This is a genomic window from Pseudomonas jilinensis (genome assembly GCF_003586265.1).
GTDB lineage: Bacteria > Pseudomonadota > Gammaproteobacteria > Pseudomonadales > Pseudomonadaceae > Halopseudomonas > Halopseudomonas phragmitis.
In genome coordinates, this window is record NZ_QJSA01000004.1 from 250,278 (window position 1) to 274,761 (window position 24,484).

The following is a 24,484-nucleotide window of genomic DNA, read 5'->3' on the forward strand; positions in this document are numbered from 1 at the left end:
ACAGCCGAAAAAGCGCAGTTTACGTGGTGTAAATGAGCATTTTGAGGCTGTTTTTAACGCAGTATTGCCAACGCAGGTAGTTTTCAGGTGTTCCCTAGTTGCTGGCGGCGGGCCCGGCATCCAGCACCTGCTCCAGCGGGAGCTGGGCATGGGTATTGACGCTGCCCTGGGCGGCAAACACCACCAGGTGGTCGGCGGCGATGCGGATGCCGACCATCTCGCCCATGGCGTGATCATCGTGGCTGGGGAAGATCGACTCAAGAATGCTGCCGGTCGGCAGTTGCAGGCGGTACAGCGTGGTAGCGCCGAAGAATGTCTTGCCAATGATCCGCGCCCGCAGGCTGCTATTTTCCTGACCGACGATGTCGTCCGGGCGCAACAGCACATCCACCGAGCTGCCTTCGGGCAATTGATAGGCGCGGTTACCGCGGATTACCCCCAGTTCGGTTTGCACCGTATCGGGTGAGAGCAACTGGCCGCGGATAAAGTAGCCCTGGCCAATGAAACTGGCAACAAAGGGTGTGGCCGGCTCATGGTACAGGTTGTAGGGCGTATCCCACTGTTGCAGATGACCTTCCTTGAGCACCCCGACGTGATCGCACACCGCGAAGGCTTCGCTTTGGTCGTGGGTCACCAGCATGGCGCTAATGCCCCGATGCTTGAGAATCTCACGCACCTCGGCCGACAGCCGGCGGCGCAATTCACCATCGAGATTGGAGAAGGGCTCGTCCATCAGCAGCAGCTTGGGTGCTGGCGCCAGAGCCCGGGCTAGTGCAACCCGTTGTTGCTGGCCGCCGGACAGTTCATGGGGGTAGCGCTTGCCCAAGTGGTTCAGTTTGACCAGGTCGAGCAGTTCATTAACGATCCGCTGGCGCTCAGGGTGACGCACAATGCCGAAGCTGATGTTCTCGCTGACAGTCAGGTGCGGGAACAGGGCGTAGTCCTGAAAAACCATGCCGATCTGGCGCTGTTCAGGCGGGATTCGCTTGCCTGGTGAGGAAAGCTGGCGGCCATCCAGACGGATGTTGCCGGCGCTGATCGGTTCGAACCCAGCAATTGCGCGCAGAGTCGTGGTTTTACCACAGCCCGAAGGGCCGAGCAGACAACCGATGTCGCCGGCCCGCAGATGGATGTCCAGATTGGCGACCACGGTATGACCCGCATAGCCACAGGCCAGCTGGTTAAGTTCCAGAAGAATGCCGTGGGAATTGGTCATTGGTGGGCTCCGGCTTAGTCGACCAGCAAAAATTCCACCAGCGCCTTTTGCGCGTGCAGACGGTTTTCGGCTTGATCAAATACAACGCTGCGCGGGTCATCCATCAGTTCGGCGCTGACTTCCTCGCCCCGGTGCGCAGGCAGGCAATGCATGAACAGTACCGACTTGTCGGCCAGATCCAGCAGCTCAGGGGTGACCTGATAGGGGGCAAAGCGCTTGAGTCGGGCTTGGGCTTCATCTTCCTGGCCCATCGAGGCCCAGACGTCGGTATTGACCAGGTGGGCACCGGCAACCGCTTCACGTGGGTCGCGGGTCAGGGTGACGCGATCACCTGCGGCAGCCAGAAACTGCTGGTCGGGCTCATAACCTTCGGGGCAGGCGACTTTGAGCTGGAAGTCGAATTGCATGGCTGCCTGAATGAAGGTGTTGCACATGTTGTTGCCGTCACCGATCCAGGCCACGGTCTTGCCCTGAATCGATCCACGGTGCTCAAGGTAGGTCTGCATGTCAGCCAGCAATTGGCAGGGGTGCAGATCGTCGCTCAGACCATTGATCACCGGGACTTGAGAATACTGGGCGAAGGTTTCCAGAGTCTGGTGGGCAAAGGTGCGGATCATTACCGCATCGCACATGGATGACAGTACCCGGGCGCTGTCCTCGATCGGTTCCCCGCGACCAAGCTGGGTATCGCGTGGCGACAGGAAGATGGCCTGACCACCTAGCTGGATCATGCCGGCCTCAAAGGATACCCGAGTCCGGGTCGAGGCCTTCTCGAAGATCATCGCCAGGACCCGGTTTTTCAGCGGCTCGTAGATCACGCCTTGACGATGCAGAGACTTCAGCTCAATGCCTCGTTTGAGCAAGCTGGTCAGTTCTGCAGTAGTGCAGTCCATCAAGGAGAGAAAGTGCCGTACTGTCATGTCGTGCTACCTGTGCTACCTCGCTCGCACGGCGAGCGGAAACAGTAAGCCATACCGCGAGCCTGACGGCCCGGTACAAGCCATGTCAAAAAAGAGAAGCCGCGATCTTATAGGTAAAATCCGTCGCAAGGCAAATAGCCACAGCCCACGTGGGGTCGGATTGTTGGGATTCAGTCACTGAATGCTGACGTATTCCTGGGCTGGAGCCCGTGCTGGCCGGCTTGTTCTGCACCGCATACCGGCCTAGAGTGGAACGATTAAAACAAGCGTATAAAAAGGTGCGCCATGCCTGAGACTCATTTCCGTGCCTGTCATCTGTGCGAAGCCATTTGTGGCTTGGCGATCACTACCGAGGGCGAGCAGATCCTGTCGATCAAGGGCGACCCTGACGACCCCTTCAGCCGCGGCCATATCTGTCCCAAGGCTGTAGCCTTGCAGGATATCCAGAGCGACCCCCAGCGTTTGCGCCAGCCGGTGCGCCGGGTTGGCGATCAGTGGCAGCCGATCGGCTGGGACGAAGCCTTTGAGCTGGTGGCCGGGCGTTTGTCCCAGATCCAGCGCGAACATGGGCGCAACGCCGTAGCGGTGTACATGGGCAATCCCAATGTCCATAACTATGGCTCACTGACCCATAGCAATTACTTTCTCGGGCAGTTGCGCACTCGCCAGCGCTACTCTGCCACCTCGGTTGATCAGTTGCCGCATCACCTGGTGTCACTTTGGCTGTATGGCCACATGTCGATGATCCCGATTCCAGATATCGACCACACCGATCATTTTCTGATGCTCGGTGCCAATCCATTGGCATCCAACGGCAGCATCATGACCGTGCCGGATGTCGGCCGGCGGATCAAGGATCTTAAAGCCCGTGGCGGCAAGCTGGTGGTCATCGACCCGCGTCGCAGCGAAACCGCCGAGGTCGCCAGCGAGCACCTGTTTATCCAGCCCGGTACGGATGTGGCGTTATTGCTGGGTATGCTCAATACCCTGTTTGCCGAGAAGCTGGAGCGTCCAAGCCCGGTGCTGGATCTGTGCGTGGGGCTCGACCAGGTGCGCGAGGCATTGGCTGAGTTCGACGCTGAACGCATGGCGCCCTTTTGTGGGATCGAGGCAGGTGCAATTCGCCGGTTGGCGCGTGAATTCGCCGCTGCCGAGCGGGCCGTGTGCTATGGACGTATGGGCGTTTCGGTGCAGCGTTATGGCACCTTGTGCCAGTGGCTGATCCAGTTGATCAATCTGGTGACCGGTAATCTTGATCAGCCCGGCGGGTCGCTGTTCCCCGAGCCGGCTTTTGCGGTCACCAAGGGCAAACCTGGTCATTTCAACGAATGGCAGAGCCGGGTTTCAGGTTTGCCAGAGTTTAATGGCGAGCTGCCTGTGGCGGTGCTGGCCGAAGAAATCCAGACCCCGGGTGAGGGGCAGATCAGAGCGCTGGTGACCTCCGCCGGCAACCCGGTGCTGTCCACTCCCAATGGTCGGCAGCTCGACGAGGCGCTGGCAGGGCTGGAGTTCATGGTCAGTGTCGATCTGTATATCAATGAGACCACTCGGCACGCCGATGTCATCCTGCCGCCGACCTCAAGTCTGGAACATGATCACTACGACATCGTGTTCAATAACTTCGCGGTGCGCAATGTGACCCGCTACAACCAGCCGGTATTGCCCAAGCCAGCAGGTAGTCTGCATGACTGGGAGATTTTCGTCGGTCTGGGCCAGGCCTTTTCCCGGCTGACCGGGCAGGAGCCCCGGCCTGTGCTGGCACCAGATCAGATGGTCGATCTGGCCCTGCGCGCCGGGCCTCATGCTGAGCGGCTCAGCCTCGACGTGCTCAAGCAGCATCCGCATGGTATTGATCTTGGGCCTCTGCAACCCAGCCTGGCGAAACGGTTGCAAACCGCCAGCGGTCGGATTGAGTGCGCTCCGCAAGCCATGCTTGATGACCTTCAGCGGGTGCTTGGCGAGTTGACTGGCGGCGCTGCGAAGTCTGGCGAGCTGCGCCTGATCGGTCGCCGGCATGTGCGCAGTAACAACTCCTGGATGCACAACTATCAGCGGCTGGTCAAAGGCAAACCGCGAGACCAGTTGTTGATGCACCCCGATGACCTGGCCCGTCACGCCTTGAATGACGGGCAGCAAGTGCGCCTATCATCCCGGGTGGGAGCGGTGACAGTGACTGTCCAGGCCAGTGACGAGATCAGCCCCGGGGTAGTCAGTTTGCCCCATGGCTGGGGGCATGATCGCCCCGGGGTGGCTATGGATGTCGCCCGTGCCCATGCCGGGGTCAGTGTCAATGATCTGACCGATGAGCGTTATTTCGATCCGGTAACCGGCAATGCTGCGCTTAATGGCGTACCGGTCCGAGTGGAAGCGCTCGGTTGAGTCTCCGAGTGAAAAGGTTGGTTGTTTTACGGTAGAATGTCGGATTGAGAGCCAAGGGGCGCTGACTGACGGCGTATGCCCCAAGGCCTGTCCAGCCGGCCAAGAGGAGCATCATGGATACCATCGATACCATCAAAGAACAGATCGCCAACAACCCGGTGCTGATCTACATGAAAGGTGCGCCGAATGCACCCCAGTGTGGCTTTTCCGCCCGTGCCGTGCAGGCGTTGATGGCCTGCGGCGAGAAGTTCGCCTATGTCGACATCCTGCAGAATCCGGATATCCGTGCGACCCTGCCGGGCTACGCCAACTGGCCGACCTTCCCGCAGCTGTGGGTCAAGGGTGAACTGGTAGGTGGCAGTGACATCATCCTGGAGCTGTTCGAGTCAGGTGAGTTGCAGACCATGGTCAAGGCGGCCAACGTCGAGTAACTGTGCCGCTTTCACCAAGCCCGCCGGGTTTATCCGCGCGGGCTTTTTTGTGCCTGATTCTGGGAGTTTCGAGCAGCATGCCGACGTTGCGGATGCAGCGGGGCTTGCGGAGGCCGACCCTAGCCCAACAACCCGGAAAACGGCAGAAACTGTACTGCCTCGCCGCGCCGGGGTGTCTGGCCAGCCGGGATCAGCAGCAGGCCGCTGGCCTGACTGGCACTGCTCAGTACGCCGGAGCTTTGGTTGCCGGAGGGTACTACCTGGCCTGCTTCCAGCCGGGCGCGCAGGTATTCATCGCGCTTGCCAGCTCTGGGCCAGTCAAAACCAGCGGGTAGTGACAGGCTCAGCGGGGCTACGTCGGTGACCCCCTGGCGGCGCAGCAGCCAGGGTTTGACCAGCAGCACAAAGGTCACCAGCACCGCTGCCGGATTGCCAGGCAAACCAATAACCGGGGTGCTGTTGAAACTGCCCAGCGTGAAGGGCTTGCCGGGTTTGATGGCCAGCTTCCACAGGTTGACCTGGCCCTGTTCACGCAATACCTGGCCAAGGCAATCCGCTTCCCCAACCGAGACGCCGCCGGAGGTGATGATCAGGTCGGCCTGAGCGGCCAGGGCCCGCAAACGCGCACGGGTCTGCTCGGGGTCATCGGGCAGGATGCCGGCGTCGATGATGACCAGTCCAAGAGCCTGCAGCAGGCCGATCAGGGTGTAACGGTTACTGTTGTAGATCTGCCCTGGCCCTAGTGGTTCGCCTGGTTCACGCAGCTCATCACCCGTCGAGGCCACGGCTACCCGCAGCGGGCGTACCACTTTGAGTTCGGCAATCCCGATTGAGGCCAACAGCCCAAGATCCTGAGCGCGCAGACGTGTGCCGGCTTCCAACACCCGGCTACCAACACAAATGTCCTGCCCGCGTGGGCGTACATTGGCTCCAGGCGTCAGCGGTTGCAGCAGTTGCATCAGGGCGTTGCTGTTGAGCTGGGTGTTTTCCTGCATCTCCACCGTATCGGCCCCTTCGGGCAGTGGCGCACCGGTGAAAATCCGTGCGCAGGTACCCGGTTGCAGGGGTGCCGGCGCCGTGCCGGCGGTGATCCGCTGGCTGATCGGCAAGCCTTGCTCCAGTGCTGTAGCAATATCGGCACTGTGCAGGGCGTAACCGTCCATCGCGCTGTTGTCCCAGGGTGGCACATCCAGGGTTGCCTCAACCGGCTCGGCCAGAATGCGCCCCAGAGCGGCGTTCAGGGATACCTGTTCAGTGCCGAGCGCGGGCTGACTGGCGGCGTGCTCCAGCAGTAACTGCAGCGCCTGCTCGACTGGCATCAGGCTCATGCGCGGCTCTCGCAGGCGTCGGCCAGTTCCAGATGCGGAACGAAGTTGCAGGGCCGGGTACGGCTGTCCAGTTGTTCGCGCAGGATCCGGGTCCAGGCGGTGCGGCAGGCGTTGGTTGAGCCCGGCATGCAGACCACCAGAGTGCGATTGGCCAGACCGGCCAGGGCACGGGACTGCAGGGTAGATGTGCCGATTTCCTCGAAAGACACCTGGCGGAACAGCTCACCGAAACCATCGACCTGCTTGTCCAGCAGCGGCGCTACGGCTTCTGGGGTGCTGTCGCGGCCGGTAAAGCCGGTACCACCGGTGATCAGTACAACCTGAACCTCCGGGCGGGCGATCCAGTCCGAGACCACGGCGCGAATCCGATAGATGTCATCGGGGTGTAGCTGGCGGTCAATCAGCCGGTGACCAGCCTCGCTGGCGCTGTCTGCCAGCAATTGGCCCGAGGTGTCAGTTTCCAGGCTGCGGGTATCGCTGACGGTCAGAACGGCAATGTTGAGTGGGGTGAATTCTCGGGGGGCGTGAGCCATGCTCGATTCCTTTGGCGGGTGATGCATGCGGGTGTTATAACACAGAGCCGCCTGTAACCGGGCTGCTATGAGGTACCTGATGAGCGAGAGCACAAAATTCCAATTATCCGGCCTGTTGCTGGCCGGCGGGCAGGGCAGCCGCCTGGGTGGGCGCGACAAGGGTTTGATGCCCTGGGCCGGTCGACCGGTTGCCGAGCATCTGGTCGAGCTGCTGCGTACCCAGGTTGGCGAGGTGCTGATCAGTTGCAATCGCAACCAGCAGCGCTATCAGTTGTGGGCCGACATTGTGGTCGGCGATGCGCAAGCGGATTATCCCGGCCCTTTGGCCGGTATTCTGGCGGGGCTCAAGGCGTGCAGTGGCAGTCATTTGTTGATTGTGCCCTGTGATTTGCCGCGCCTGGAGCAGGCGCTGTTGGTGCAGTTGTGTGAATTGGCCCGCGAGCAGCCTGAGCGGCCGGTTCTGGCGCGTTCTGCAGAGGCCTGGCAGCCATTGCTGGCGGTTATCCCCAAAGCCTGTCTGCCGGCCTTGGAGCAAGCCTGGCAGGCCGGCCAGCGCAGCCCGTTGCGCTGGTTGCTGGGTGAGAATGCCAGTGTGCTCGAGTTGCCCGCGGATGATCCGCAATTGCTGAATGCCAACCGACTGGAAGACTGGCAGTAGGTATAACTCCCTGCCGCAGCAAAGAATTTTTCATTTGCCCCTTGTGCAAAAACGACTTTTCGGTAAAATGCCGCCTCACTAACGGAGCGTAGCGCAGCCTGGTAGCGCGTCTCGTTCGGGACGAGAAGGTCGCTGGTTCGATTCCAGTCGCTCCGACCAATACGAAAACCCTGACTCATTGAGTCAGGGTTTTTTTATGCGCGTTGATCACGTAAAAAACAGCGGCAGAGTGTGTGCTCTGCCGCTGTGCTTGAGGTGCGGCTTCCCTGCCGCCTGATGAGTTCTGATCGGCTCAGAACCGGTAGTTCATGCCCACTTCGAAGGAGCGCTCCGGCCCTACGTAGATGCCTTGACGCAAGCCGGTGATGTAGCGCTTGTCGGTCAGGTTCTTGACTGCACCCTGCAGCCGCAGGTTGTCGTTGAGCTGGTACTGGGCCAGCAGGTCATAGACAGTGTAGGAACGCATCTGACCACCCCAGATGCCGCCAGCGGCGTTGTTGGGGATGTCCTTGGTGTTGCTCGGATCACCATACTGCTTACCCTGATAGTGAGCGTTCAGCGCGGTGGAGAGTCTGCCGTAGGTGTAATTCAGTGCTGCATTGGCCAGGTACTTGGGCGCGTAGGGTAGGCGGTTACCCTTGTTGTCACCGGTACGGAATTCCGACTCGGGCACCCAGGTAAAGTTGGTGTCCAGGCTGAAACCACCGCCGAGTTCGACTCCAAGTGCCGCTTCCAGACCATAGTGCAGGGTCTTGCCGGCGTTGGACTGCGACAGGTTCGGATCGCTGTTGCCGGTGACCACCTGGTTGTCGAAGTTCATGTAGAACGCAGTGACGTCGTAGGTGAAAGCACCATTGGCGCCACGCAGACCCAGTTCGTAGTTATCCGAACGCTCACCATCGAGCTTCTGGTCGACCAGGCCGTCCAGGGCAACGCCGTTAGAAGCCGGCGAGAAGGCCCGGTAGGCACCACCGTACAGTTGGGCGGCAGGCACCAACTGGTAAGTAAAGCCGATACCCGGCAGCCACTCGATGTTTGAGGTGTCTTCGGAGTCGCCGTTCTGGGTCAGGATCTTGCGGGTCTGTTCATAGGACTCGAAGCGCAGACCGGGCGTGATCGCCAGTCGCTCATTGATGACGAAACGGTTCTGAACATAGCCGGCGATGCTTTCGGCCGAGTCCTTGATATGACGATCATTGATTCCGGTGCGATCCTGGGCGCGGGTGGCACGGATGCGCTTGTCATCCGACTCTTCTTTCATGAAGCGCAGGCCGAACTCAGCTTCGTTGATCAGTCCGAACAGGTCATGGTCCAGGCTCAGGCGTGACTCCAGGCCATAACGTTCGAAGCTGCGGTTGTTGCCAGTCAGAGTATCGCGATAAACCCAGCGTCCAGCAGCGTTGGAGGCCGGAGTATCGACATCGTAACGCCAGTAGTCTCGGGTCATCTCGCTCCAGTACGCAAGGGTGCGTAGGGTGGCGCGGTCATTCAGGTGCCATTCATGGTTGATGTCGAAGGCCCTGCGATCAGTCAGGTAGTAGTCGTCAGGTGCCGGGTTGTAGGTCTTGCCGGCCCGGTAATCCTGCAGAAAAATGCCGCGATAGGAGATATTGGCTTCATTGTCGTGCCAGGAGTATTTGACCGACACGTTCTGGTTGTCGCCCAGTGCAGTACCGGCTTTGACCATGATGTCGGTCATTTCGTAGTCCTTGTCCATGAACCCGTCACTGCGGGCATGGGTGGCGACGATACCGGCATAGGCGTCGCCGGACGGGTTGCGGCCGCCGGCTTCAAGCACCGCTTCACGCGTGTTAAACGAGCCAACGCGGCCGGAGACGGCTACGCCCTCTGGCGTCTTGGTCTTGTAGTTGATAACCCCACCGATGGTGGATGGACCATAACGCAGTGAAGACGAGCCCTTGAGAATCTCAATGCCTTCCATGCGCTGGATGCGCGGGTTGAAGTAGCGGTCATTGCCAATAAACAGGCCGGGCGCTACCGGTACACCATCTTCAAGTACCAGCGACTTGGCTTCGCTGGCGGACAACCCGCGAATACCGATGTTACTGACGATGGCGGATTCTTCTTCGGTTTTGGTGTGAACACCGGCTACGCGGCGCAGGACGTCTTCGGTAGAGGTCGGCTGGATGCGCTCGATTTGCTCGCGATCAAGGACCACCACAGCCCCGGTTTGGCGCGAAATGCTGTCCTGCTGGGAACCTACGACTTCCATGGACGGCAGGCGCACGGTGTTTTCCGATTGAGCCAGAACGGCGCCGGGCAGAGTGGCGGCAGCGATGGCCATGGCAAGGAGGTGCGGTGTAAATACTGGTGTTGGCTTCATTCTTGTTCCTGGGTTCAGTTGCCTCTTCTGCTCCCCGCAAAGAGGCTGCAAGCATGTACCGGGCTGGTCTGAAATAGCCGAATGCTCCTGGAGCGGTACGGTAGTGGCATGCCCCATAACCCGAACTGCTCCCCGGGATGCGGGGCTGCATCTGCCTTTCCCTTGAAGGCAGGTCGATCAGCCGGGGCAAAACTAAATGTAAATGATAGTGATTGTCAATTGTCTTGGTTTTAAAATTTATCGTCTCGTGTTCCGAATAGTGGAACTGGTCGTGTTTCATCAGCTCACGCGCTAAAGTGCCGGCATGGACATCAAACAACTGAGCTTTCTGATCGCGCTGGATGAAACCCGCCACTTTGGCCAGGCGGCGGTGCGCTGCCATGTCACCCAGCCGACGTTGTCGATGCGCTTGCGCAATCTGGAAGAGGAGCTGGGCCTGACGCTGGTCAATCGGGGCCAGCGTTTCGAGGGTTTTACCCCGGAAGGGGAGCGGATTCTGGCCTGGGCGCGTAGCCTGCTGGCGGCCCATGATGGCTTGCGGGCCGAGGCTGCGGCCTGTCAGGGGCAATTGGTTGGGACCTTGCGTCTAGGGCTGGTGCCGCTGGCCGGGGTGGATCCCATGCATCTGCTGGCGCGCTTTCGCCAGGCTCACCCGGGTCTGCAGTTTCATCTGCATACGCTCAGCAGTGAGCAGATCTTCGATCAGTTGGCGCGTAACCAGCTCGATCTGGGACTGTGCTATCTGGAGCATCCTGACCCGGCTCAGTTCGACTGGTTGCCGTTGCCGGAAACCCATATGGGGTTACTGCATGACAGCCGCCATTTCCTACTAGAGCAGACCGAACTGGACTGGTCTGACCTTGAGGCACTACCGCTTGGACTGCTGACCAGCGGTATGCACTTTCGCCAATCGATAGATCACGGCCTGCGTAGCCGAGGCGTACGGCTGCGGCCAGTGCTGGAGGTCGACTCGGTTCATCCGCTGTTGCAGGCGGTCGCTGCCGGCCTTTGCTGCGCGGTGGTGCCGCTGGATGCTGGCCTGGAAAACTTCAGTAGCGAGGCTCGATTATTGCCGATAACCGGGGCTGGCACCCTGTCGCGGCCAGGGCTGGTAATGCGTCGCCAGGTGCCGCATTCAGCCCTGGCCAAGGCATGCTTCGAATCCGCCCGGGAGTTGCTGGAGAGTGATTGATAGATACTGTCGATGATGGCATCAAAACCAGTGATTGGACTGTGCCAGCCAAGCCTCCTAACCTGAGCGGTATCGAACTCAGGCCGGTGTTGGTACCGGAGGTGTCCCATGTCAAGCAACGCTTTGCAGGTTGTCGCTGCAACTCCCGCCCACAGTTATACCCTGCTCGACTCGCCGATGCTGCAAACCCCGGCAGCGCTGGCCAGTGAATGCGCCTTGGCGGTCAGTTTCAATGGCCTCAATCATGCGGTTATGTTGACCTCACCGAGTGACCTGGAAGATTTTGCCCTGGGTTTTAGTCTGAGTAATGGGCTGCTTTCATCGATTGATGATGTCTATGGGATTGAGGTGTCCGGCTCCGGCGAACGCTATCAGGTTGAACTGAACATCAGTAGCCGGGCGTTCCAGGCACTTAAACGGCAGCGTCGCCAGTTGGCCGGCAGTTCCGGCTGTGGCCTGTGCGGGGTAGAGGCGCTGGAGCAGGCTCTGCCCAGTCTGCCGCTGTTGACGCCAGTGGCTTTACCGCCATATGAGCATTTCGCTGGTTTGCGCGAGCGTATCAGCGCCGCACAATCGCTGGCACGTGACAGCGGTGCCCTGCATGCCGCGCTGTATCTTGATTCCCAGGGTGAGATCCGGCTCTGCCGTGAAGATGTCGGGCGTCATAACGCGCTGGACAAACTGATTGGCGCGCTCTACCGGCAGGGCCTTGATCCGCGTCAGGGTTGCGTCCTGATCACCAGCCGTTGTGGTCTGGAATTGATCCACAAGGCGGTGCGGGCGCGGATTGGTACGTTGGTTAGCCTATCGGCACCTACTACCCTGAGCGTCGACTGGGCGCGCCAGCACCAACTCAATCTGATTCACCTGCCGCATCACAGCGCGCCACGGGTCTACAGTCATGTCTGACAACACCAAGCTACGCTATCAACCCTATTCAGGTCCGGCCGCCGGTTGGGGCGCGCTGCGCAGTGTCGCCCGGGCCTGGCTCGACAGTGGCCAGCCGATCAAAAATCTCAAGGCCATGCTCAAAACCAATCAGCATGGTGGTTTTGACTGCCCAGGTTGTGCCTGGGGCGATGAGCCGGGCAACGGCGCGGTCAAGTTCTGTGAAAACGGTGCCAAGGCAGTCAACTGGGAAGCTACCCGGCGGGCCGTGGATGCCCGGTTCTTTGCCCGTCACAGCGTCAGTCAGTTGCGCGAGCAAAGCGATTATTGGCTGGAATACCAGGGTCGGCTGACCGAACCGGTGCGCTATGATCGGGCCAGCGATCACTACCAGCCGATTGGCTGGGATGAAGCCTTTGCTCTGATCGCCAAGCATCTGCAGAGGCTGGACAGTCCCGATCAAGCCGAGTTCTACACCTCCGGGCGGGCCAGCAACGAGGCGGCGTTTCTCTATCAGTTGTTTGTGCGTGCCTATGGCACCAACAACTTTCCCGATTGCTCAAACATGTGTCACGAAGCCAGTGGCGTGGCGCTCAATGCCAGCATCGGGGTTGGCAAGGGCAGTGTGACCCTGGCCGATTTTGCCCAGGCCGATGCCATTCTGGTGTTTGGCCAGAACCCCGGTACCAACCACCCACGCATGCTCGAACCTCTGCGCGAGGCGGTGCATCGTGGCGCTCAGGTGGTGTGCTTCAACCCGCTGCGTGAGCGCGGGCTGGAGCGTTTCCAGCCGCCGCAGGAACCGCTTGCCATGCTGGGCAATCGGGCCGAACCGCTCAATACCGCCTATTTCCGCCCGGCTCTGGGCGGCGATTTGGCGGTTGTGCGAGCCATGGCCAAGTATCTGTGGCAATGGGAGCGCGAAGCGCGGTCCAGTGGCGCTGCGGCGGTATTCGATCGTGAGTTTCTGGCTACTCAGACCCTGGGGGTCGAGGCGTATCTGGCGCAGCTGGACGCTACGCCCTGGGCGGTGCTGGTCGAGCAGTCGGGTCTGCCTCTGGCTGAGCTGGAGCAGGCCGCCCGGTTGTATGCCAAGGCCGATCGGGTGATCGTCTGCTGGGCCATGGGCATCACCCAGCACCATCACTCGGTGGCGACCATCCGTGAAATCGTCAACCTGCAACTGCTGCGCGGCAATCTTGGCCGCCCCGGCGCCGGCGTCTGTCCGGTGCGCGGGCATAGCAACGTGCAGGGTGATCGCACCATGGGCATCAACGAGCGCCCCCCGGCGGCGTTTCTCGATGCTCTGGAACGGCGCTTCGGGTTTTCCGTACCGCGCCACCACGGACACAATACCGTCGAGGCCATCGGGGCCATGCTGGCTGGGCAGGCCAGGGTGTTTATCGGTTTGGGCGGCAATTTTGCCCAGGCCACGCCCGATACCCCGCGCACGCATCAGGCGCTGATGAACTGCGAACTGACCGTGCAAATCAGCACCAAACTCAATCGCAGCCACCTGATGCCCGGCCACGAGGCGTTGATCCTGCCGTGCCTGGGCCGTACCGATATCGACCGCCAGGCCAGCGGCCCGCAGGCTGTGACGGTCGAAGACTCGTTCAGCATGATTCATGCGTCCTACGGGCAGTTGCCGCCATTATCGACGCAGATGCGCTCTGAGCCGGCAATCATTGCCGGGATTGCCGAAGCGACGCTGGGTAAGCATCCGGTGGACTGGAGCGTGTTGGTGGCCAATTACAAGGTCATCCGGCAACTGATTGCCGAAACCCTGCCGGGGTTTGGAGATTTCAATCAGCGTCTTGAACAGCCGGGTGGTTTCCATCTGGAGCATCCGGTCAGTACCCGGCAATGGCAGACCGCATCGGGCAAGGCTGAATTTGCCGCCCATCCGTTGCCGCCGACCCTGCTGCACAGGCGCATCCGGCAAACTGGCCAGCAACCCGACCTGATCCTGCAAAGCCTGCGCTCACATGATCAGTACAACACCACCATTTATGGCTTCGATGATCGTTATCGGGGCGTGCGCGGGCGGCGCGACGTGCTGCTGGTCAATGCGCTGGATCTTCAGCGTCTGGGTTGGGAAGCTGGGCAAGAGGTCGATATTGTCTCGCTCTGGGCCGACGGCATTGAGCGGCGGGTGCGAGGTTTCACTCTGCTGGCCTATGACATCCCACCAGGACAGGCCGCCGCTTATTACCCGGAGATCAACCCGCTGGTGCCGCTGGAGAGCGTGGGGGAGGGCAGCTACACCCCGACCTCCAAGTTCATCGCTATTTGTCTGGAACCGTGTTCGCTCAAAAATCCTGAGAAACTGCTGGGGGCTTTGCACTGAGCCCATGGATTGCCACGGGCCTACGGCCCTCGCAATGACGAGAAAAGGCAGTGAGCGATGCCTACGTGCTGCGCCTCACCTACCCCGTCATTGCGAGGGCCGTAGGCCCGTGGCAATCCAGTGGGTCAAGCCTGACGTCTGACTCGCTCCACCGCATCCAGCCAGCCGCGATACAGGTTGTCGCGCTGGCTGGCGCTCATCTGCGGGGTGAAGTGACGCTCGCACTGCCAGTGCCGGGCGATATCCTCCAGGCTGGCGAACAGGCCGCTTTGCAGGCCGGCCAGGTAGGCGACTCCCAGCGCGGTGGTTTCGGTGACCTGAGGACGGTCGACCGGGACGCCGAGAATATTGGCCAGCGCCTGCACTACCCAGTTGTTCACCACCATCCCACCGTCAACCCGCAAGGCCGCAGTGCTGGTGGCGCCGTCAGCGGTCATCGCTTCGAGCAGATCACGGGTCTGAAATCCGACCGACTGCAATCCGGCGGTAACGATTTCGCCAATGCCGGTATCGCGGGTCAGGCCGAAAATGGCACCGCGCGCTTTCGGGTCCCAGTAGGGCGCGCCAAGGCCGGTAAAGGCCGGTACCAGATACACGCCACATTGCTCGCCGGTCTGCTCGGCCAGGGCTTCGGTATCACCGGCGCTCTGAATCAGCTTGAGGCCGTCGCGCAGCCACTGGATGGCGGCCCCGGCAACGAAGATGCTGCCTTCGATGGCGTAGCTGACTTCACCGTTGAGTCGATAGCCGACAGTCGTCAGCAGCCGGTTCTGCGATTTGACCGGGGTCTTGCCGGTATTCATCACCATGAAACAGCCCGTACCGTAAGTGCTCTTGACCATGCCAGGCTCGAAGCAGGCCTGGCCGATCAGGGCTGCCTGCTGGTCACCGGCGATGGCCCGAATCGGCACCGCTGCGCCTAGCAGATCCGGAGAACTGATGCCGAACTCAGCGGCGCTGTCCATCACCTCGGGCAACAGGCTGGCGGGAATCTCGAACAGCCGCAGCAGCTCGTCGTCCCATTGCTGGGTGTGAATGTTGAACAGCAGAGTGCGTGAGGCGTTGGTGGCGTCGGTACGGTGCACCTGGCCACCGGTCAGGCGCCAGAGCAGGAAACAGTCGACTGTGCCGAAGCGCAATTCGCCGCGCTCGGCTCGCTCCCGGGCACCTGCGACGTTGTCCAGCAGCCAGCGCAGTTTGGTGCCGGAGAAATAGGGGTCGATCAGCAGCCCGGTTTTGGCGCTGACCACGGCCTCATGGCCGTCGGCCTTGAGTTGGGCGCAATAGTCGGCGGTACGCCGATCCTGCCAGACGATGGCGTGGTGCAACAGCTCACCGCTGTTGGCATCCCAGAGCAGGGTGGTTTCCCGCTGGTTGGTGATGCCGATAGCGGCGATGTCCTGAGCCTTGAGACCGGCATTCTCCAGCGCCTGACGGCAGACCTTGAGCGTGCTGGACCAGATTTCCTCGCCATCGTGTTCGACCCAGCCGTCCTCGGGGAAGTGCTGGGCGAATTCCTGCTGGGCCGTTGCCAGTGGCTGGGCGTCACGGTCAAACACAATGGCTCGGCTGCTGGTGGTGCCCTGGTCGATGGCGAGTAGATGGTCTGGCATGGGGCTTGTCCTGCATTTTTTGAATGGATTAAAACTAACTCAATCACCACGCCCGATGGCGGCGAACTGACCTTGAGTCTGGCTTGCCAGGTCCTCGGGTGCCAGCTCGATTTCCAGCCCCCGGCGTCCGCCGCTGATAAAAATGCTAGGCCAGTCGCGAGCGCTGGCGTCGATGAAGGTACGCAGGCGCTTTTTCTGGGCCAGCGGGCTGATGCCGCCAACCAGATAGCCGGTGCTGCGCTGGGCGGCGGCTGGATCGGCCATGTCGGTTTTCTTCACCGCGGCGGCCTGGGCCAGGGCCTTGAGATCGAGCAGGCCATTGACTGGTACCACAGCTACCAGCAACTCGCCTTTTTCGCTGCTGGCCAGCAGGGTCTTGAACACCCGGCCTGGGTCGAGCCCCAGTTTGTCGGCGGCTTCGCCACCATAAGATTCGGCCTTGGGGTCGTGCTCGTAACGATGCAACTGGTAGCTGATGCGGGCCTTGTCGAGCTGTTTGGTGGCGGGGGTCATGCTGACATGTCCATGTAATTGTCTGCATGCGATTCTGCTGGGCGCGCGATAAAACGGCAACAGTGTATGCTCATATGAAATACCACGTTTTCTAGACCCAGGGAGGGTGACTAGCGTGTTCAGAGTTCATCCGAATGAACGGCCCCAAGGCAACCCAGCGGCCTTGAGCGAGTGCGACTTGCTGGTGATCGGAGGAGGGATCAATGGCACAGGGATTGCCAACGATGCCGCCGGCCGTGGGCTCAAGGTCGTGCTGTGTGAACAGCATGACCTGGCTGCGCATACCTCCTCGGCCAGCAGCAAGCTGATCCATGGCGGACTGCGTTATCTCGAATACTACGAATTTCGGCTGGTGCGTGAGGCATTGGGCGAGCGCGAGGTATTGCTGGCCAAGGCGCCACACATTATCTGGCCGTTGCGCTTCATCCTGCCGCACCGCCCGCATTTGCGCCCACGCTGGATGCTGCGGGCCGGTCTGTTTCTGTACGACCACCTGGGGCGGCGGACTACCTTGCCAGCCACCCGCAGCCTGCGGCTCAACGGCCAGAGCCCGTTGCAGGCAAATATTCATTACGCCTTCGAATATTCTGACTGCTGGGTCGACGATGCCCGGCTGGTGGTGCTCAATGCCATGCAGGCACGCGCGCTGGGGGCTGATATCCGCTTGCACAGCCGTTGCGTCTCGGCTCACCGTGAAGCCGGTTTCTGGCAGGTTCAGATTGCTTCGGCTGAAGGTCGCAGCGAGGTTCGTGCGCGGGCGGTGGTCAACGCCACCGGGCCCTGGGCGGCCCGTGCCACGGAGGAGATCCTGGGCGAGCGCCCCAGTCAGGGGATGCGTCTGGTTCAGGGCAGCCACATCATTGTGCCGCGTCTGTACCAGGGCTCGCAGGCCTACATCCTGCAAAACGAGGATCAGCGGATCGTGTTCGTGTTGCCCTATGAGGGTGACTACTCCTTGATTGGCACCACTGATCTGGATTATCGAGGAGACCCGGCAGCGGTAAGGCCTACCGCCGAGGAAGAGGCCTACCTGCTGTCGGTGGTCAATGCTCATTTTCGTCAGCCGCTCAGTGCCGAGGCTATTGTGCATCGGTTTGCCGGAGTCAGGCCGTTGCTGGATGACGAGGATGGTAACCCGGCAGCGGTAACCCGGGATTACACCCTGACCGTACAGGGTGGACGCGGGCAGGCACCGCTATTGAATGTATTTGGCGGCAAGCTGACCACCTATCGCCGCTTGGCTGAGGCGGCGCTGGAAAAGCTGCGGCCCTGGCTGCCTGGCATGGGGCCTGCCTGGACCGGTCGGCATGCCCTGCCGGGGGGCGATTTCATCAGCCAGGCTGCGCTCAATGCCGAGCTGCAGGCCGATTATCCCTGGCTCGATGATCGCCAGCGCTGGCGTTATGTACGCAGCTACGGGCGACTGTGCCAGCAATTTCTGGAGGGGGCCGATAGCCAACGTGATCTGGGGCGGGATTTTGGCGCCGGACTCACCGAACGGGAAGTGCAGTATCTGCGTCAGCACGAGTGGGCCAGCAGCGTCGAGGATATCCTCTGGCGCCGGACCAAGTTGGGCTTGCGCCTGAGCTCGGAGCAGCAGCAGGATTTGGCGGAGTATCTGGGGCGGTTGGGCTGAAAACTTGGCTAGGTAATGCTAATGGCTCGGGTTTTCCTGGGAGCCCCGAGCATCTGCTCGAAGTTGGGGATGCACGTTGGTCTGCAGCGGGAGCGGATGCTCCCGCCTCCCGGGAGGGGTCTTCAGTGCTCGGGCTTGTAACCCAGGCGCAACCCGCCCCAGTGCCGGCCCTTGATCCACAGCGGCACCGACAGATCATGCATGATCTCGCCGGTATCGCGTTTATAGGTTTGCAATAGCAATGACTGTTGGTGACTGCCGCAACGGCCACCGGTGCGGTCGTTGAACAGGCGTTTGCTGCGGCAGTAGCGGGTGTCGTGCTCCAGGTCGCCGGTCGGCTGGCGGCTGAAGGCCTGATTATGGGTCGGCACGTAGCCTTCGGGTGTAGTGGCGATGGCATACACCAGTTCCGGATGGGCCTGCAGTAGTGGTTCCTGGAGGGCCGGCAACACGCTGTCGGTGTACTGGTCAAAACGGCTCTTGTAGCGCTGTGGACGGCTGCCGGGAATGGGCGTCAGGTTGTGGTCGAACAGATCTTCCAGGCTGATTCGGCCACTGGCGATATCCTGTTCAAAACGCTGGCTGATCGACTCGGCAGCTTCCCGGGCCGCGTCGAAGAGGCGCTGGTGGTAGGGCGCCAGAGCTACTTCGGCGAGCATCTCGCTGACCTGCTCGGCCAACTCGACCAGATTGTCCGCCTCCTGACCCAACCGACGGGTCTGCTGATCACTACCGGCCAGATCGGCACGTACCTGCTCGACGGCACAGGACAAACTGCTCAACTGATCGCGGTTGGCGGCGCTGCTCTCGGCAATCTGGGCTGTTTCCTGTTTCACCGCCTCGCCATGACGGTTGATATCCAGCAGTTGGCTGCTGGCCTGTTCGATCAGACTGACACTGGTCTGGACCTGGCTGACCAGTTCGCCAATCCCTTCGGTGACCCGTTGGGTTTCCCGGTGCATTTCATCGATGATGGTGGCGACCTCAGAGGTTGAGGTGGCTGTACGAGCGGCCAAACCACGCACTTCGTCGGCGACTACCGCGAAACCGCGCCCCATTTCCCCAGCCCTGGCCGCCTCGATGGCGGCGTTGAGTGCCAACAGGTTGGTCTGGCTGGCGATGGTTTCAATGACCTGGGTGACCTGAACGATCTTGCTGGCCTTGTCATTGAGCTGGTTGAGCATCATCAGGCTGGCATCGGCCTGGCGTGACAGCCCTTGCATGACATCGACGGCCTGATCCAGCGCCTGCTTGCCCGATTGGCTGCTGCTGCGTGCAGACTCGGCGGCCTGATCGGCCAGTTCAGCGAAGCGAGAGGTGTTTTCCACCTGATGGGCGATATGCTCAGCATTCTGAGCCACCTGGGTGATGGCGCTGAGTTGGGAGTGCAGGCGAGCAGCCAGTTGTTCAACAGAGAACGACACCTCCGCTGCGGCCATGGCATTGCGGCTGGTCGAACGCGACAAGTCGCGAGCCAGATCTTCCAATCTCTGATCAGTGTTCTGAGTGTTGGCCTGGGGAGCTTTGCTGCGTGTCAGCAGCCAGGGCAGGGCGGCCAGCAGCAGGCTGAAAGGCAAAGTCATGGGGCCGTACTGCAGCAGCAGCCAAAGGCCGGCGCCGAGCTGAATCGATGCACAAAGTGAGCGGATGGCGATACCGTGGGTCATGGCGCCTCTCCTGAATGACGTTATTGTTTTCGGGCCGTCAGGCCATGCGGGCAGTAGGCCAGTTGTCGCAAGGCGAGACAATTGGTCTTTGGTCGGGGTTGGGGTAGCTGACCCTGGCTACTGGGCGCGGTGACGACTGATAAAGCGGGTATCCAGCCAGGTTTTCCACCAGCGCACCCAGCGCCCGGCGGCGGCTAGCGGGCCATAGCTGAGCAGGGCTCGGCCATCACTGGTATCCAGCAACGCCAGAGTGCGTGACTGAGGCTGGTAGCGCTGCAGCGGTTGCTGGCACAGCAGCGCCTGCAGATTGTCCGCCAGAGTCTGGCCCTGGCGGACCGCATGCACGCCGCAGTGGTGACTGTCCGGTACCTTGGCGCAATCGCCACTGGCCAGGATGGCGCTATGACTTAGACTGCGCAGGCAGCTATCGACAGCAATGAAACCCAGAGGGTCGCAGCGCAGGCCGCTGGTCTGTTGGCAGGCATGCGGCTGGGCGCCGGTAGCCAGAACCAGGGCGTCGAATCCCTCCAATTCGATGCCGGACGCCAACAGCAGGCGACCCTGGCGAATACCCGTGAGCTGGTCGAGCTGATAGTCGATACCGCGCTCATGCAGCAGTCGCAGTGCCCGGCGTTGCAGAGTCGATGGGTGCCGAGCCAGTAACGGAGTACTGCCGATCAGGCTGATTCGACTGTTGGGCAGGCTGGCCTGCAATGCCAGGGCCAGTTCAAAGGCCGCCGGGCCGGCTCCGGCCAATGCCAGATTGACGGGTGCACGGCCGTCGCGCCACAGGCGCCACTGTTGATACAACGCAGCGAAGGGCTTGGCCGGGATGACTGGCAGGCTGCCGTCCTGCAGCAGACAGGCGGGGCTGGATCCGATGTTGAGCGACAGCAGTTCGGCCTGATACTGGCGACCGTCGTCGAGCCGCAGCAGACGCTGATCGGCATTCAGTTCGGCGAGTCGGCCGATCACCAGCTCAATGCCCAGGCTCGCGCACAGGGGCTCCAGGGCTATCGCACAGTCGTCAGGCCGGTAACGTCCGGCCAGCAGTCCGGGCATCATCCCTGAGTACCAGGCCTCTGGCTCGGGATTGATCAGCACAGTACCAACTGGTGGACTGAAGTCGCGGTCATACCAGCAGCGTAAGGCCACCAGGTGGGCGTGTCCGGCCCCGACCAGGGCCAGCGGCGTGCTCTGTAGCGGCGGTTGGGTCATGTCTGAAGGCTAGCTGTTGCTGGTCGATTGGCCAAGTGACGGGCGGCCTGTTTTGCATCGATGGTGGACACGATTGCTTAGAATGATAGGTCCGCATGTTGATCGGTGATGCTGCTTTTTCGGAATCGACTTTCGCTGTGCGAACCTGATACTCTCCGTTAACTGGTCTTTACCAGCCCGAACGGAGGACGCCGTGGCCCTGGTAACCGATTACGTGTTCCAGGATGACTATGCTGTGTGTTACTCGATCTTCTGGGTAGCCAGCCTCATTACCCTCGGCTCCATTGTGTTGTTGTGGAAAGGGCTCAAGCGGTATCTGGAAGCCCGTGAAACCCTGGCAGCCTGGGGAGACCGACAAGAACAAAAGGCGGCCCCAGCCGTTTAACCGAAACCGTTTCGCCTGCAGGCGTAGCTAATTGGAAACAGGAGCAGAACCATGACTGATGCAGTTATCGTATCCACGGCCCGTACCGGCCTGGGCAAGTCCTACCGTGGCGCACTGAACAACACCCACAGTGTCGACATGGCTGGTTTCGTCATCGCCGAGGCGGTCAAGCGTGCCGGTATCGATCCGGCCCTGGTTGAGGACGTGATCCTGGGTGCTACCTTCCACGAAGGTGCCCAGGGCAAGAACATGGCGCGTCTGGCTGCCATCCGTGGCGGCCTGCCGGTCACCACTGCCGGCATGTCGCTGAACCGTTTCTGCAGCTCCGGTCTGCAGTCGATCGCCATCGCCGCCCAGCGCGTGGTCAGCGAGAAAATCCCGGCCATCGTCGCCGGTGGTGTCGAGTCGATCAGCCTGTGTCAGAACGACAAGCTCAACATGTTCCACGGCACCAATGAGTGGATCATGAAGAACAAGCCTGAGCTGTACCTGTCGATGATCGAAACTGCCGATATCGTCGCCAAGCGCTACAACGTCAGCCGTGAATCGCAGGATGAGTACTCGCTGCTCAGCCAGCAGCGCGTAGCCGCCGGCCAGGAAAGCGGCAAGTTCGCCGATGAGATCGTGCCGTACAAGGTCACCATGAAGGTTCAGAACAAGGAAACCGGCGAGATTTCCGACAAGGAAGTGGTTCTGGATCGCGACGAGTGCAACCGTCCGTCCACCACCCTGGAAGGCCTGGCCTCGCTGCAACCGGTTCGTGGTCCGGATCAGTTCATCACCGCCGGCAACGCCAGCCAGCTGTCCGACGGTGCCTCCGTCTGTACCGTGATGAACAGCAAGGTTGCCGAACAGCTGAACATCGAACCCATGGGTATCTTCCGTGGCTTTGCCGTGGCTGGTTGCGAGCCCGACGAGATGGGTATCGGCCCGGTCTTCGCTATTCCGCGCCTGCTCGAGCGCAACGGCCTGAAGATGGACGATATCGGTCTGTGGGAGCTGAACGAAGCCTTCGCTTCTCAGGTCGTTTATTGCCGCGACAAGCTGGGTATCCCGGCTGAAAACCTCAACGTCAACGGTGGTTCGATCGCCATTGGTCACCCCTACGGTGTAACCGGCTCGCGCCTGACCGGCCATGCGCTGATCGAAGGCAAGCGTCGTGGCGTCAAGTACGTGGTCGTGACCATGTGCATCGGCGGCGGCCAGGGTGCAGCCGGTCTGTTCGAGATCGTCTGACCCGGCAGCGGTGCGGTTGCCAGTGAGTGGCAGCCGCGCCGAGTTTTCTCTGCCCAGCCCCGCAGCTAGCTGCGGGGCTGGTATTTGATCCATCCCTGTTTCAATGCGGGTCCCTGCATTACCCGCAGGAGTCCGTGTCATGTCACAAAAAATCGTATCTACCGATGATCTGGCGTTTCTGCTCTATGAGCTGCTGGATGTCGAACGTTTTGTCCAATTCCCGCGTTATGCCGACCATAGCCGCGATACTTTCGATGCCGCTATTGAGCTGGCACTCAAGGTTGGTGCGGAAACCTTCGCCCCGCATAACGCCCTGTGCGATGCCAACGAACCAACCTTCGAAAATGGCAAGGTGGTAATTCGTCCAGAAGTGTCAGCTGCGCTGGACGTGCTGCGTGACACCGGTCTGATGGCCGCCTCGCAGGATTACGAACGTGGTGGCATGCAGTTGCCGTCGGTGATCGCCCAGACCTGCATCGGCATTATCAAGGGCGCCAACGTCAGTACCCAGGCCTACGCCGGCCTGACCATCGCCGCCAGCAACCTGATCATGGCTCACGGCAGCGAAGAATATAAAAAGCGCTTCGCTGAGCCGATGATGGCCGGGCGTTTCTTCGGCACCATGTGCCTGACCGAACCGCATGCCGGCTCCTCGCTGGCAGACATCAAGAGCCGTGCGGTACCTGCAGAGGACGGCAGTTATCGGATCAGCGGCAACAAGATCTTCATTTCTGCCGGTGACCACGAACTGAGCGAAAACATCGTGCATCTGGTGTTGGCCAAGCTGCCCGACGCGCCGCCCGGGGTAAAGGGCATTTCACTGTTTATCGTGCCCAAGTATCTGGTCAATGAAGACGGCTCGCTGGGTGAGCGCAACGATGTACAACTGGCCGGCCTGATCCACAAGATGGGTTATCGCGGCACCACCTCGACCATGCTCAACTTCGGCGAGAAGGGCGGGGCGGTTGGTTATCTGGTTGGTGAACCGCATCAGGGCCTGGCGCAGATGTTCCACATGATGAACGAGGCGCGCATCGGCGTGGGTCTGGGCTCGGTGATGCTCGGCTACACCGGCTACCTGCACGCGCTGGAATACGCCCGTGAGCGCAATCAGGGCCGGCCGCTCAAGGAGCGTGATCCGCAAAGCCCGATGATCCCGATCATCGAGCATGCCGATGTGCGGCGTATGCTGCTGGCGCAGAAGGCTTTCGTTGAAGGTGGTCTGGCACTGTGCCTGTTCACTGCAACCCTGATCGATGAGAAAAAGCACGCCGAAGATCCGCTGGCGCGTGAAGAGGCGGCTGGCCTGAATGACCTGCTGACCCCGATCGTCAAGTCCTGGCCTTCGCAGTTCTGTCTGGAAGCCAACAGCCTGGCGATCCAGGTGCATGGCGGCTACGGTTATACCCGCGAATACCCGGTCGAACAGTTCTACCGCGACAACCGCCTCAACCCGATCCACGAAGGTACCCACGGCATTCAGGGCCAGGACCTGCTTGGGCGCAAGGTGGCGATGGCCGACGGCAAGTACTACCAGGCGCTGCTGGGCCGTATCCGTACCACCCTGAGTGAGTGTCAGGCGCTGGCAGAGCTCAAGGACGGCGCCCAGTTGCTCGGCAATGCCCTGGCCACCCTGGAAGAGGTCACCACCGCCCTGCAAGCCCTGCGCAAGAGCGATCCGGAACGGGCCCTGGCCAATGCCTACCTGTATATGGAGTGCTTTGGTCATGTAGTGGTCGGCTGGTTGTGGCTGCGCCAGGCACAGACCGCACTGGCATCGTTGCAGAGTGGTGGTGAGCGGCCCAAGGCCTTCTATCAGGGCAAACTGCACGCCTGCGACTACTTCCTGCGCTACGAGTTGCCCAAGCCGCTGGCCCTGGCCAACGTCCTGCGCGACGCCGACCGCACCACGCTGGATATGCCGGTGGAGTGTTTCTAGGCTGCTTTCCCTGGGAGCCTGGAGCATCTGCTCCAGGA

19 protein-coding genes and 1 tRNA gene are annotated in these 24,484 nt (G+C 61.0%); 11 read left to right on the top strand and 9 right to left on the bottom strand.

Features of this window, described 5'->3' with window-relative positions; all coding sequences use genetic code 11:
- Positions 1 to 94: 94 nt before the first annotated feature.
- Together C2846_RS06310 and argF are read right to left on the bottom strand one after the other, a co-directional pair.
- Entirely contained in the window at positions 95 to 1,216 is a 1,122-nt protein-coding gene (locus C2846_RS06310) for an ABC transporter ATP-binding protein (protein ID WP_080050096.1), read from the bottom strand.
- Between the two features lie 14 nt (positions 1,217 to 1,230).
- On the bottom strand, positions 1,231 to 2,136 hold the full coding sequence (gene argF / locus C2846_RS06315; RefSeq protein ID WP_080050097.1) for an ornithine carbamoyltransferase: 906 nt from the start codon (positions 2,134 to 2,136) through the stop codon (positions 1,231 to 1,233).
- Between the two features lie 285 nt (positions 2,137 to 2,421).
- Between argF and C2846_RS06320 the strand changes: the two genes are divergently transcribed.
- On the top strand, positions 2,422 to 4,515 hold the full coding sequence (locus C2846_RS06320) for a molybdopterin oxidoreductase family protein (RefSeq protein WP_119700981.1): 2,094 nt from the start codon (positions 2,422 to 2,424) through the stop codon (positions 4,513 to 4,515).
- Between the two features lie 113 nt (positions 4,516 to 4,628).
- Positions 4,629 to 4,946 carry a Grx4 family monothiol glutaredoxin gene (gene grxD / locus C2846_RS06325; protein WP_080050099.1) on the top strand — a complete coding sequence of 106 codons (318 nt, stop codon included), beginning with the start codon at positions 4,629 to 4,631 and terminating at the stop codon, positions 4,944 to 4,946.
- A 119-nt stretch (positions 4,947 to 5,065) separates the two neighbouring features.
- On the opposite strand, the gene C2846_RS06330 is transcribed toward grxD, so the two are convergent.
- A complete protein-coding gene (locus C2846_RS06330) occupies positions 5,066 to 6,274 on the bottom strand; it encodes a molybdopterin molybdotransferase MoeA (protein WP_119700982.1) in 1,209 nt (402 codons plus the stop codon).
- On the bottom strand, positions 6,271 to 6,807 hold the full coding sequence (gene moaB, locus C2846_RS06335) for a molybdenum cofactor biosynthesis protein B (protein ID WP_080050101.1): 537 nt from the start codon (positions 6,805 to 6,807) through the stop codon (positions 6,271 to 6,273). Before moaB ends, C2846_RS06330 begins: the two co-directional genes overlap by 4 nt.
- Positions 6,808 to 6,886: 79 nt before the next feature.
- Between moaB and mobA the strand changes: the two genes are divergently transcribed.
- Positions 6,887 to 7,465 (top strand): molybdenum cofactor guanylyltransferase MobA, encoded by a 579-nt coding sequence (gene mobA / locus C2846_RS06340; protein WP_119700983.1) that lies wholly within the window; start codon positions 6,887 to 6,889, stop codon positions 7,463 to 7,465.
- Positions 7,466 to 7,547: 82 nt separating this feature from the next.
- A tRNA-Pro gene (locus tag C2846_RS06345) sits at positions 7,548 to 7,624 on the top strand.
- A 133-nt stretch (positions 7,625 to 7,757) separates the two neighbouring features.
- Here the strand turns inward: C2846_RS06345 and C2846_RS06350 are convergent.
- Positions 7,758 to 9,809, bottom strand: coding sequence for a TonB-dependent receptor family protein (locus C2846_RS06350; RefSeq protein WP_080050103.1), 2,052 nt, complete (start codon positions 9,807 to 9,809; stop codon positions 7,758 to 7,760).
- Positions 9,810 to 10,113: 304 nt separating this feature from the next.
- Between C2846_RS06350 and C2846_RS06355 the strand changes: the two genes are divergently transcribed.
- The 3 genes from C2846_RS06355 (at position 10,114) to C2846_RS06365 (ending at position 14,239) form a co-directional block, all read left to right on the top strand.
- On the top strand, positions 10,114 to 11,001 hold the full coding sequence (locus C2846_RS06355) for a LysR family transcriptional regulator (RefSeq protein ID WP_080050104.1): 888 nt from the start codon (positions 10,114 to 10,116) through the stop codon (positions 10,999 to 11,001).
- Positions 11,002 to 11,178: 177 nt separating this feature from the next.
- Positions 11,179 to 11,910, top strand: a complete 732-nt coding sequence (gene fdhD / locus C2846_RS06360; RefSeq protein ID WP_231705611.1) for a formate dehydrogenase accessory sulfurtransferase FdhD — start codon at positions 11,179 to 11,181, stop codon at positions 11,908 to 11,910.
- Positions 11,903 to 14,239, top strand: coding sequence for an FdhF/YdeP family oxidoreductase (locus C2846_RS06365; RefSeq protein WP_119700984.1), 2,337 nt, complete (start codon positions 11,903 to 11,905; stop codon positions 14,237 to 14,239). The genes fdhD and C2846_RS06365 overlap by 8 nt, the downstream gene beginning before the upstream one ends.
- 125 nt (positions 14,240 to 14,364) lie before the next feature.
- Here the strand turns inward: C2846_RS06365 and glpK are convergent, their stop codons facing one another.
- Both glpK and ybaK read right to left on the bottom strand, forming a co-directional pair.
- Positions 14,365 to 15,852, bottom strand: a complete 1,488-nt coding sequence (glpK, locus tag C2846_RS06370) for a glycerol kinase GlpK (protein ID WP_080050107.1) — start codon at positions 15,850 to 15,852, stop codon at positions 14,365 to 14,367.
- Positions 15,853 to 15,891: 39 nt separating this feature from the next.
- Positions 15,892 to 16,365 (bottom strand): Cys-tRNA(Pro) deacylase, encoded by a 474-nt coding sequence (gene ybaK / locus C2846_RS06375; protein WP_080050108.1) that lies wholly within the window; start codon positions 16,363 to 16,365, stop codon positions 15,892 to 15,894.
- A 115-nt stretch (positions 16,366 to 16,480) separates the two neighbouring features.
- On the opposite strand from ybaK, the gene glpD reads away from it, so the two are divergent.
- Positions 16,481 to 18,001 carry a glycerol-3-phosphate dehydrogenase gene (glpD, locus tag C2846_RS06380; protein WP_119700985.1) on the top strand — a complete coding sequence of 507 codons (1,521 nt, stop codon included), beginning with the start codon at positions 16,481 to 16,483 and terminating at the stop codon, positions 17,999 to 18,001.
- 122 nt (positions 18,002 to 18,123) lie between these two features.
- Here glpD and C2846_RS06385 read toward each other — a convergent pair whose 3' ends face one another.
- A complete protein-coding gene (locus C2846_RS06385) occupies positions 18,124 to 19,668 on the bottom strand; it encodes a methyl-accepting chemotaxis protein (protein ID WP_119700986.1) in 1,545 nt (514 codons plus the stop codon).
- Between the two features lie 117 nt (positions 19,669 to 19,785).
- Entirely contained in the window at positions 19,786 to 20,886 is a 1,101-nt protein-coding gene (locus C2846_RS06390) for an FAD-dependent oxidoreductase (protein ID WP_119700987.1), read from the bottom strand.
- Between the two features lie 193 nt (positions 20,887 to 21,079).
- Between C2846_RS06390 and C2846_RS06395 the strand changes: the two genes are divergently transcribed.
- The 3 genes from C2846_RS06395 (at position 21,080) to C2846_RS06405 (ending at position 24,446) form a co-directional block, all read left to right on the top strand.
- The gene (locus tag C2846_RS06395; RefSeq protein ID WP_119700988.1) at positions 21,080 to 21,271 is read left to right on the top strand and encodes a hypothetical protein; all 192 of its coding nucleotides are present in this window, start codon (positions 21,080 to 21,082) and stop codon (positions 21,269 to 21,271) included.
- Positions 21,272 to 21,322: 51 nt separating this feature from the next.
- On the top strand, positions 21,323 to 22,507 hold the full coding sequence (locus C2846_RS06400; RefSeq protein WP_080050113.1) for an acetyl-CoA C-acyltransferase: 1,185 nt from the start codon (positions 21,323 to 21,325) through the stop codon (positions 22,505 to 22,507).
- Positions 22,508 to 22,646: 139 nt separating this feature from the next.
- Complete coding sequence (locus C2846_RS06405) at positions 22,647 to 24,446, top strand: acyl-CoA dehydrogenase (RefSeq protein ID WP_119700989.1); 1,800 nt, start codon at positions 22,647 to 22,649, stop codon at positions 24,444 to 24,446.
- Positions 24,447 to 24,484: the final 38 nt, after the last annotated feature.

Excerpts from the sequence above, each read along its gene's own strand:
- C2846_RS06310 (WP_080050096.1), bottom strand. The coding sequence starts at position 1,216 with ATGACCAATTCCCACGGCATTCTTCTGGAACTTAACCAGCTGGCCTGT.
- argF (WP_080050097.1), bottom strand. The coding sequence starts at position 2,136 with ATGACAGTACGGCACTTTCTCTCCTTGATGGACTGCACTACTGCAGAA.
- C2846_RS06320 (WP_119700981.1), top strand. The coding sequence starts at position 2,422 with ATGCCTGAGACTCATTTCCGTGCCTGTCATCTGTGCGAAGCCATTTGT.
- grxD (WP_080050099.1), top strand. The coding sequence starts at position 4,629 with ATGGATACCATCGATACCATCAAAGAACAGATCGCCAACAACCCGGTG.
- C2846_RS06330 (WP_119700982.1), bottom strand. The coding sequence starts at position 6,274 with ATGAGCCTGATGCCAGTCGAGCAGGCGCTGCAGTTACTGCTGGAGCAC.
- moaB (WP_080050101.1), bottom strand. The coding sequence starts at position 6,807 with ATGGCTCACGCCCCCCGAGAATTCACCCCACTCAACATTGCCGTTCTG.
- mobA (WP_119700983.1), top strand. The coding sequence starts at position 6,887 with ATGAGCGAGAGCACAAAATTCCAATTATCCGGCCTGTTGCTGGCCGGC.
- C2846_RS06350 (WP_080050103.1), bottom strand. The coding sequence starts at position 9,809 with ATGAAGCCAACACCAGTATTTACACCGCACCTCCTTGCCATGGCCATC.
- C2846_RS06355 (WP_080050104.1), top strand. The coding sequence starts at position 10,114 with ATGGACATCAAACAACTGAGCTTTCTGATCGCGCTGGATGAAACCCGC.
- fdhD (WP_231705611.1), top strand. The coding sequence starts at position 11,179 with ATGCTGCAAACCCCGGCAGCGCTGGCCAGTGAATGCGCCTTGGCGGTC.
- C2846_RS06365 (WP_119700984.1), top strand. The coding sequence starts at position 11,903 with ATGTCTGACAACACCAAGCTACGCTATCAACCCTATTCAGGTCCGGCC.
- glpK (WP_080050107.1), bottom strand. The coding sequence starts at position 15,852 with ATGCCAGACCATCTACTCGCCATCGACCAGGGCACCACCAGCAGCCGA.
- ybaK (WP_080050108.1), bottom strand. The coding sequence starts at position 16,365 with ATGACCCCCGCCACCAAACAGCTCGACAAGGCCCGCATCAGCTACCAG.
- C2846_RS06385 (WP_119700986.1), bottom strand. The coding sequence starts at position 19,668 with ATGACCCACGGTATCGCCATCCGCTCACTTTGTGCATCGATTCAGCTC.
- C2846_RS06390 (WP_119700987.1), bottom strand. The coding sequence starts at position 20,886 with ATGACCCAACCGCCGCTACAGAGCACGCCGCTGGCCCTGGTCGGGGCC.
- C2846_RS06400 (WP_080050113.1), top strand. The coding sequence starts at position 21,323 with ATGACTGATGCAGTTATCGTATCCACGGCCCGTACCGGCCTGGGCAAG.
- C2846_RS06405 (WP_119700989.1), top strand. The coding sequence starts at position 22,647 with ATGTCACAAAAAATCGTATCTACCGATGATCTGGCGTTTCTGCTCTAT.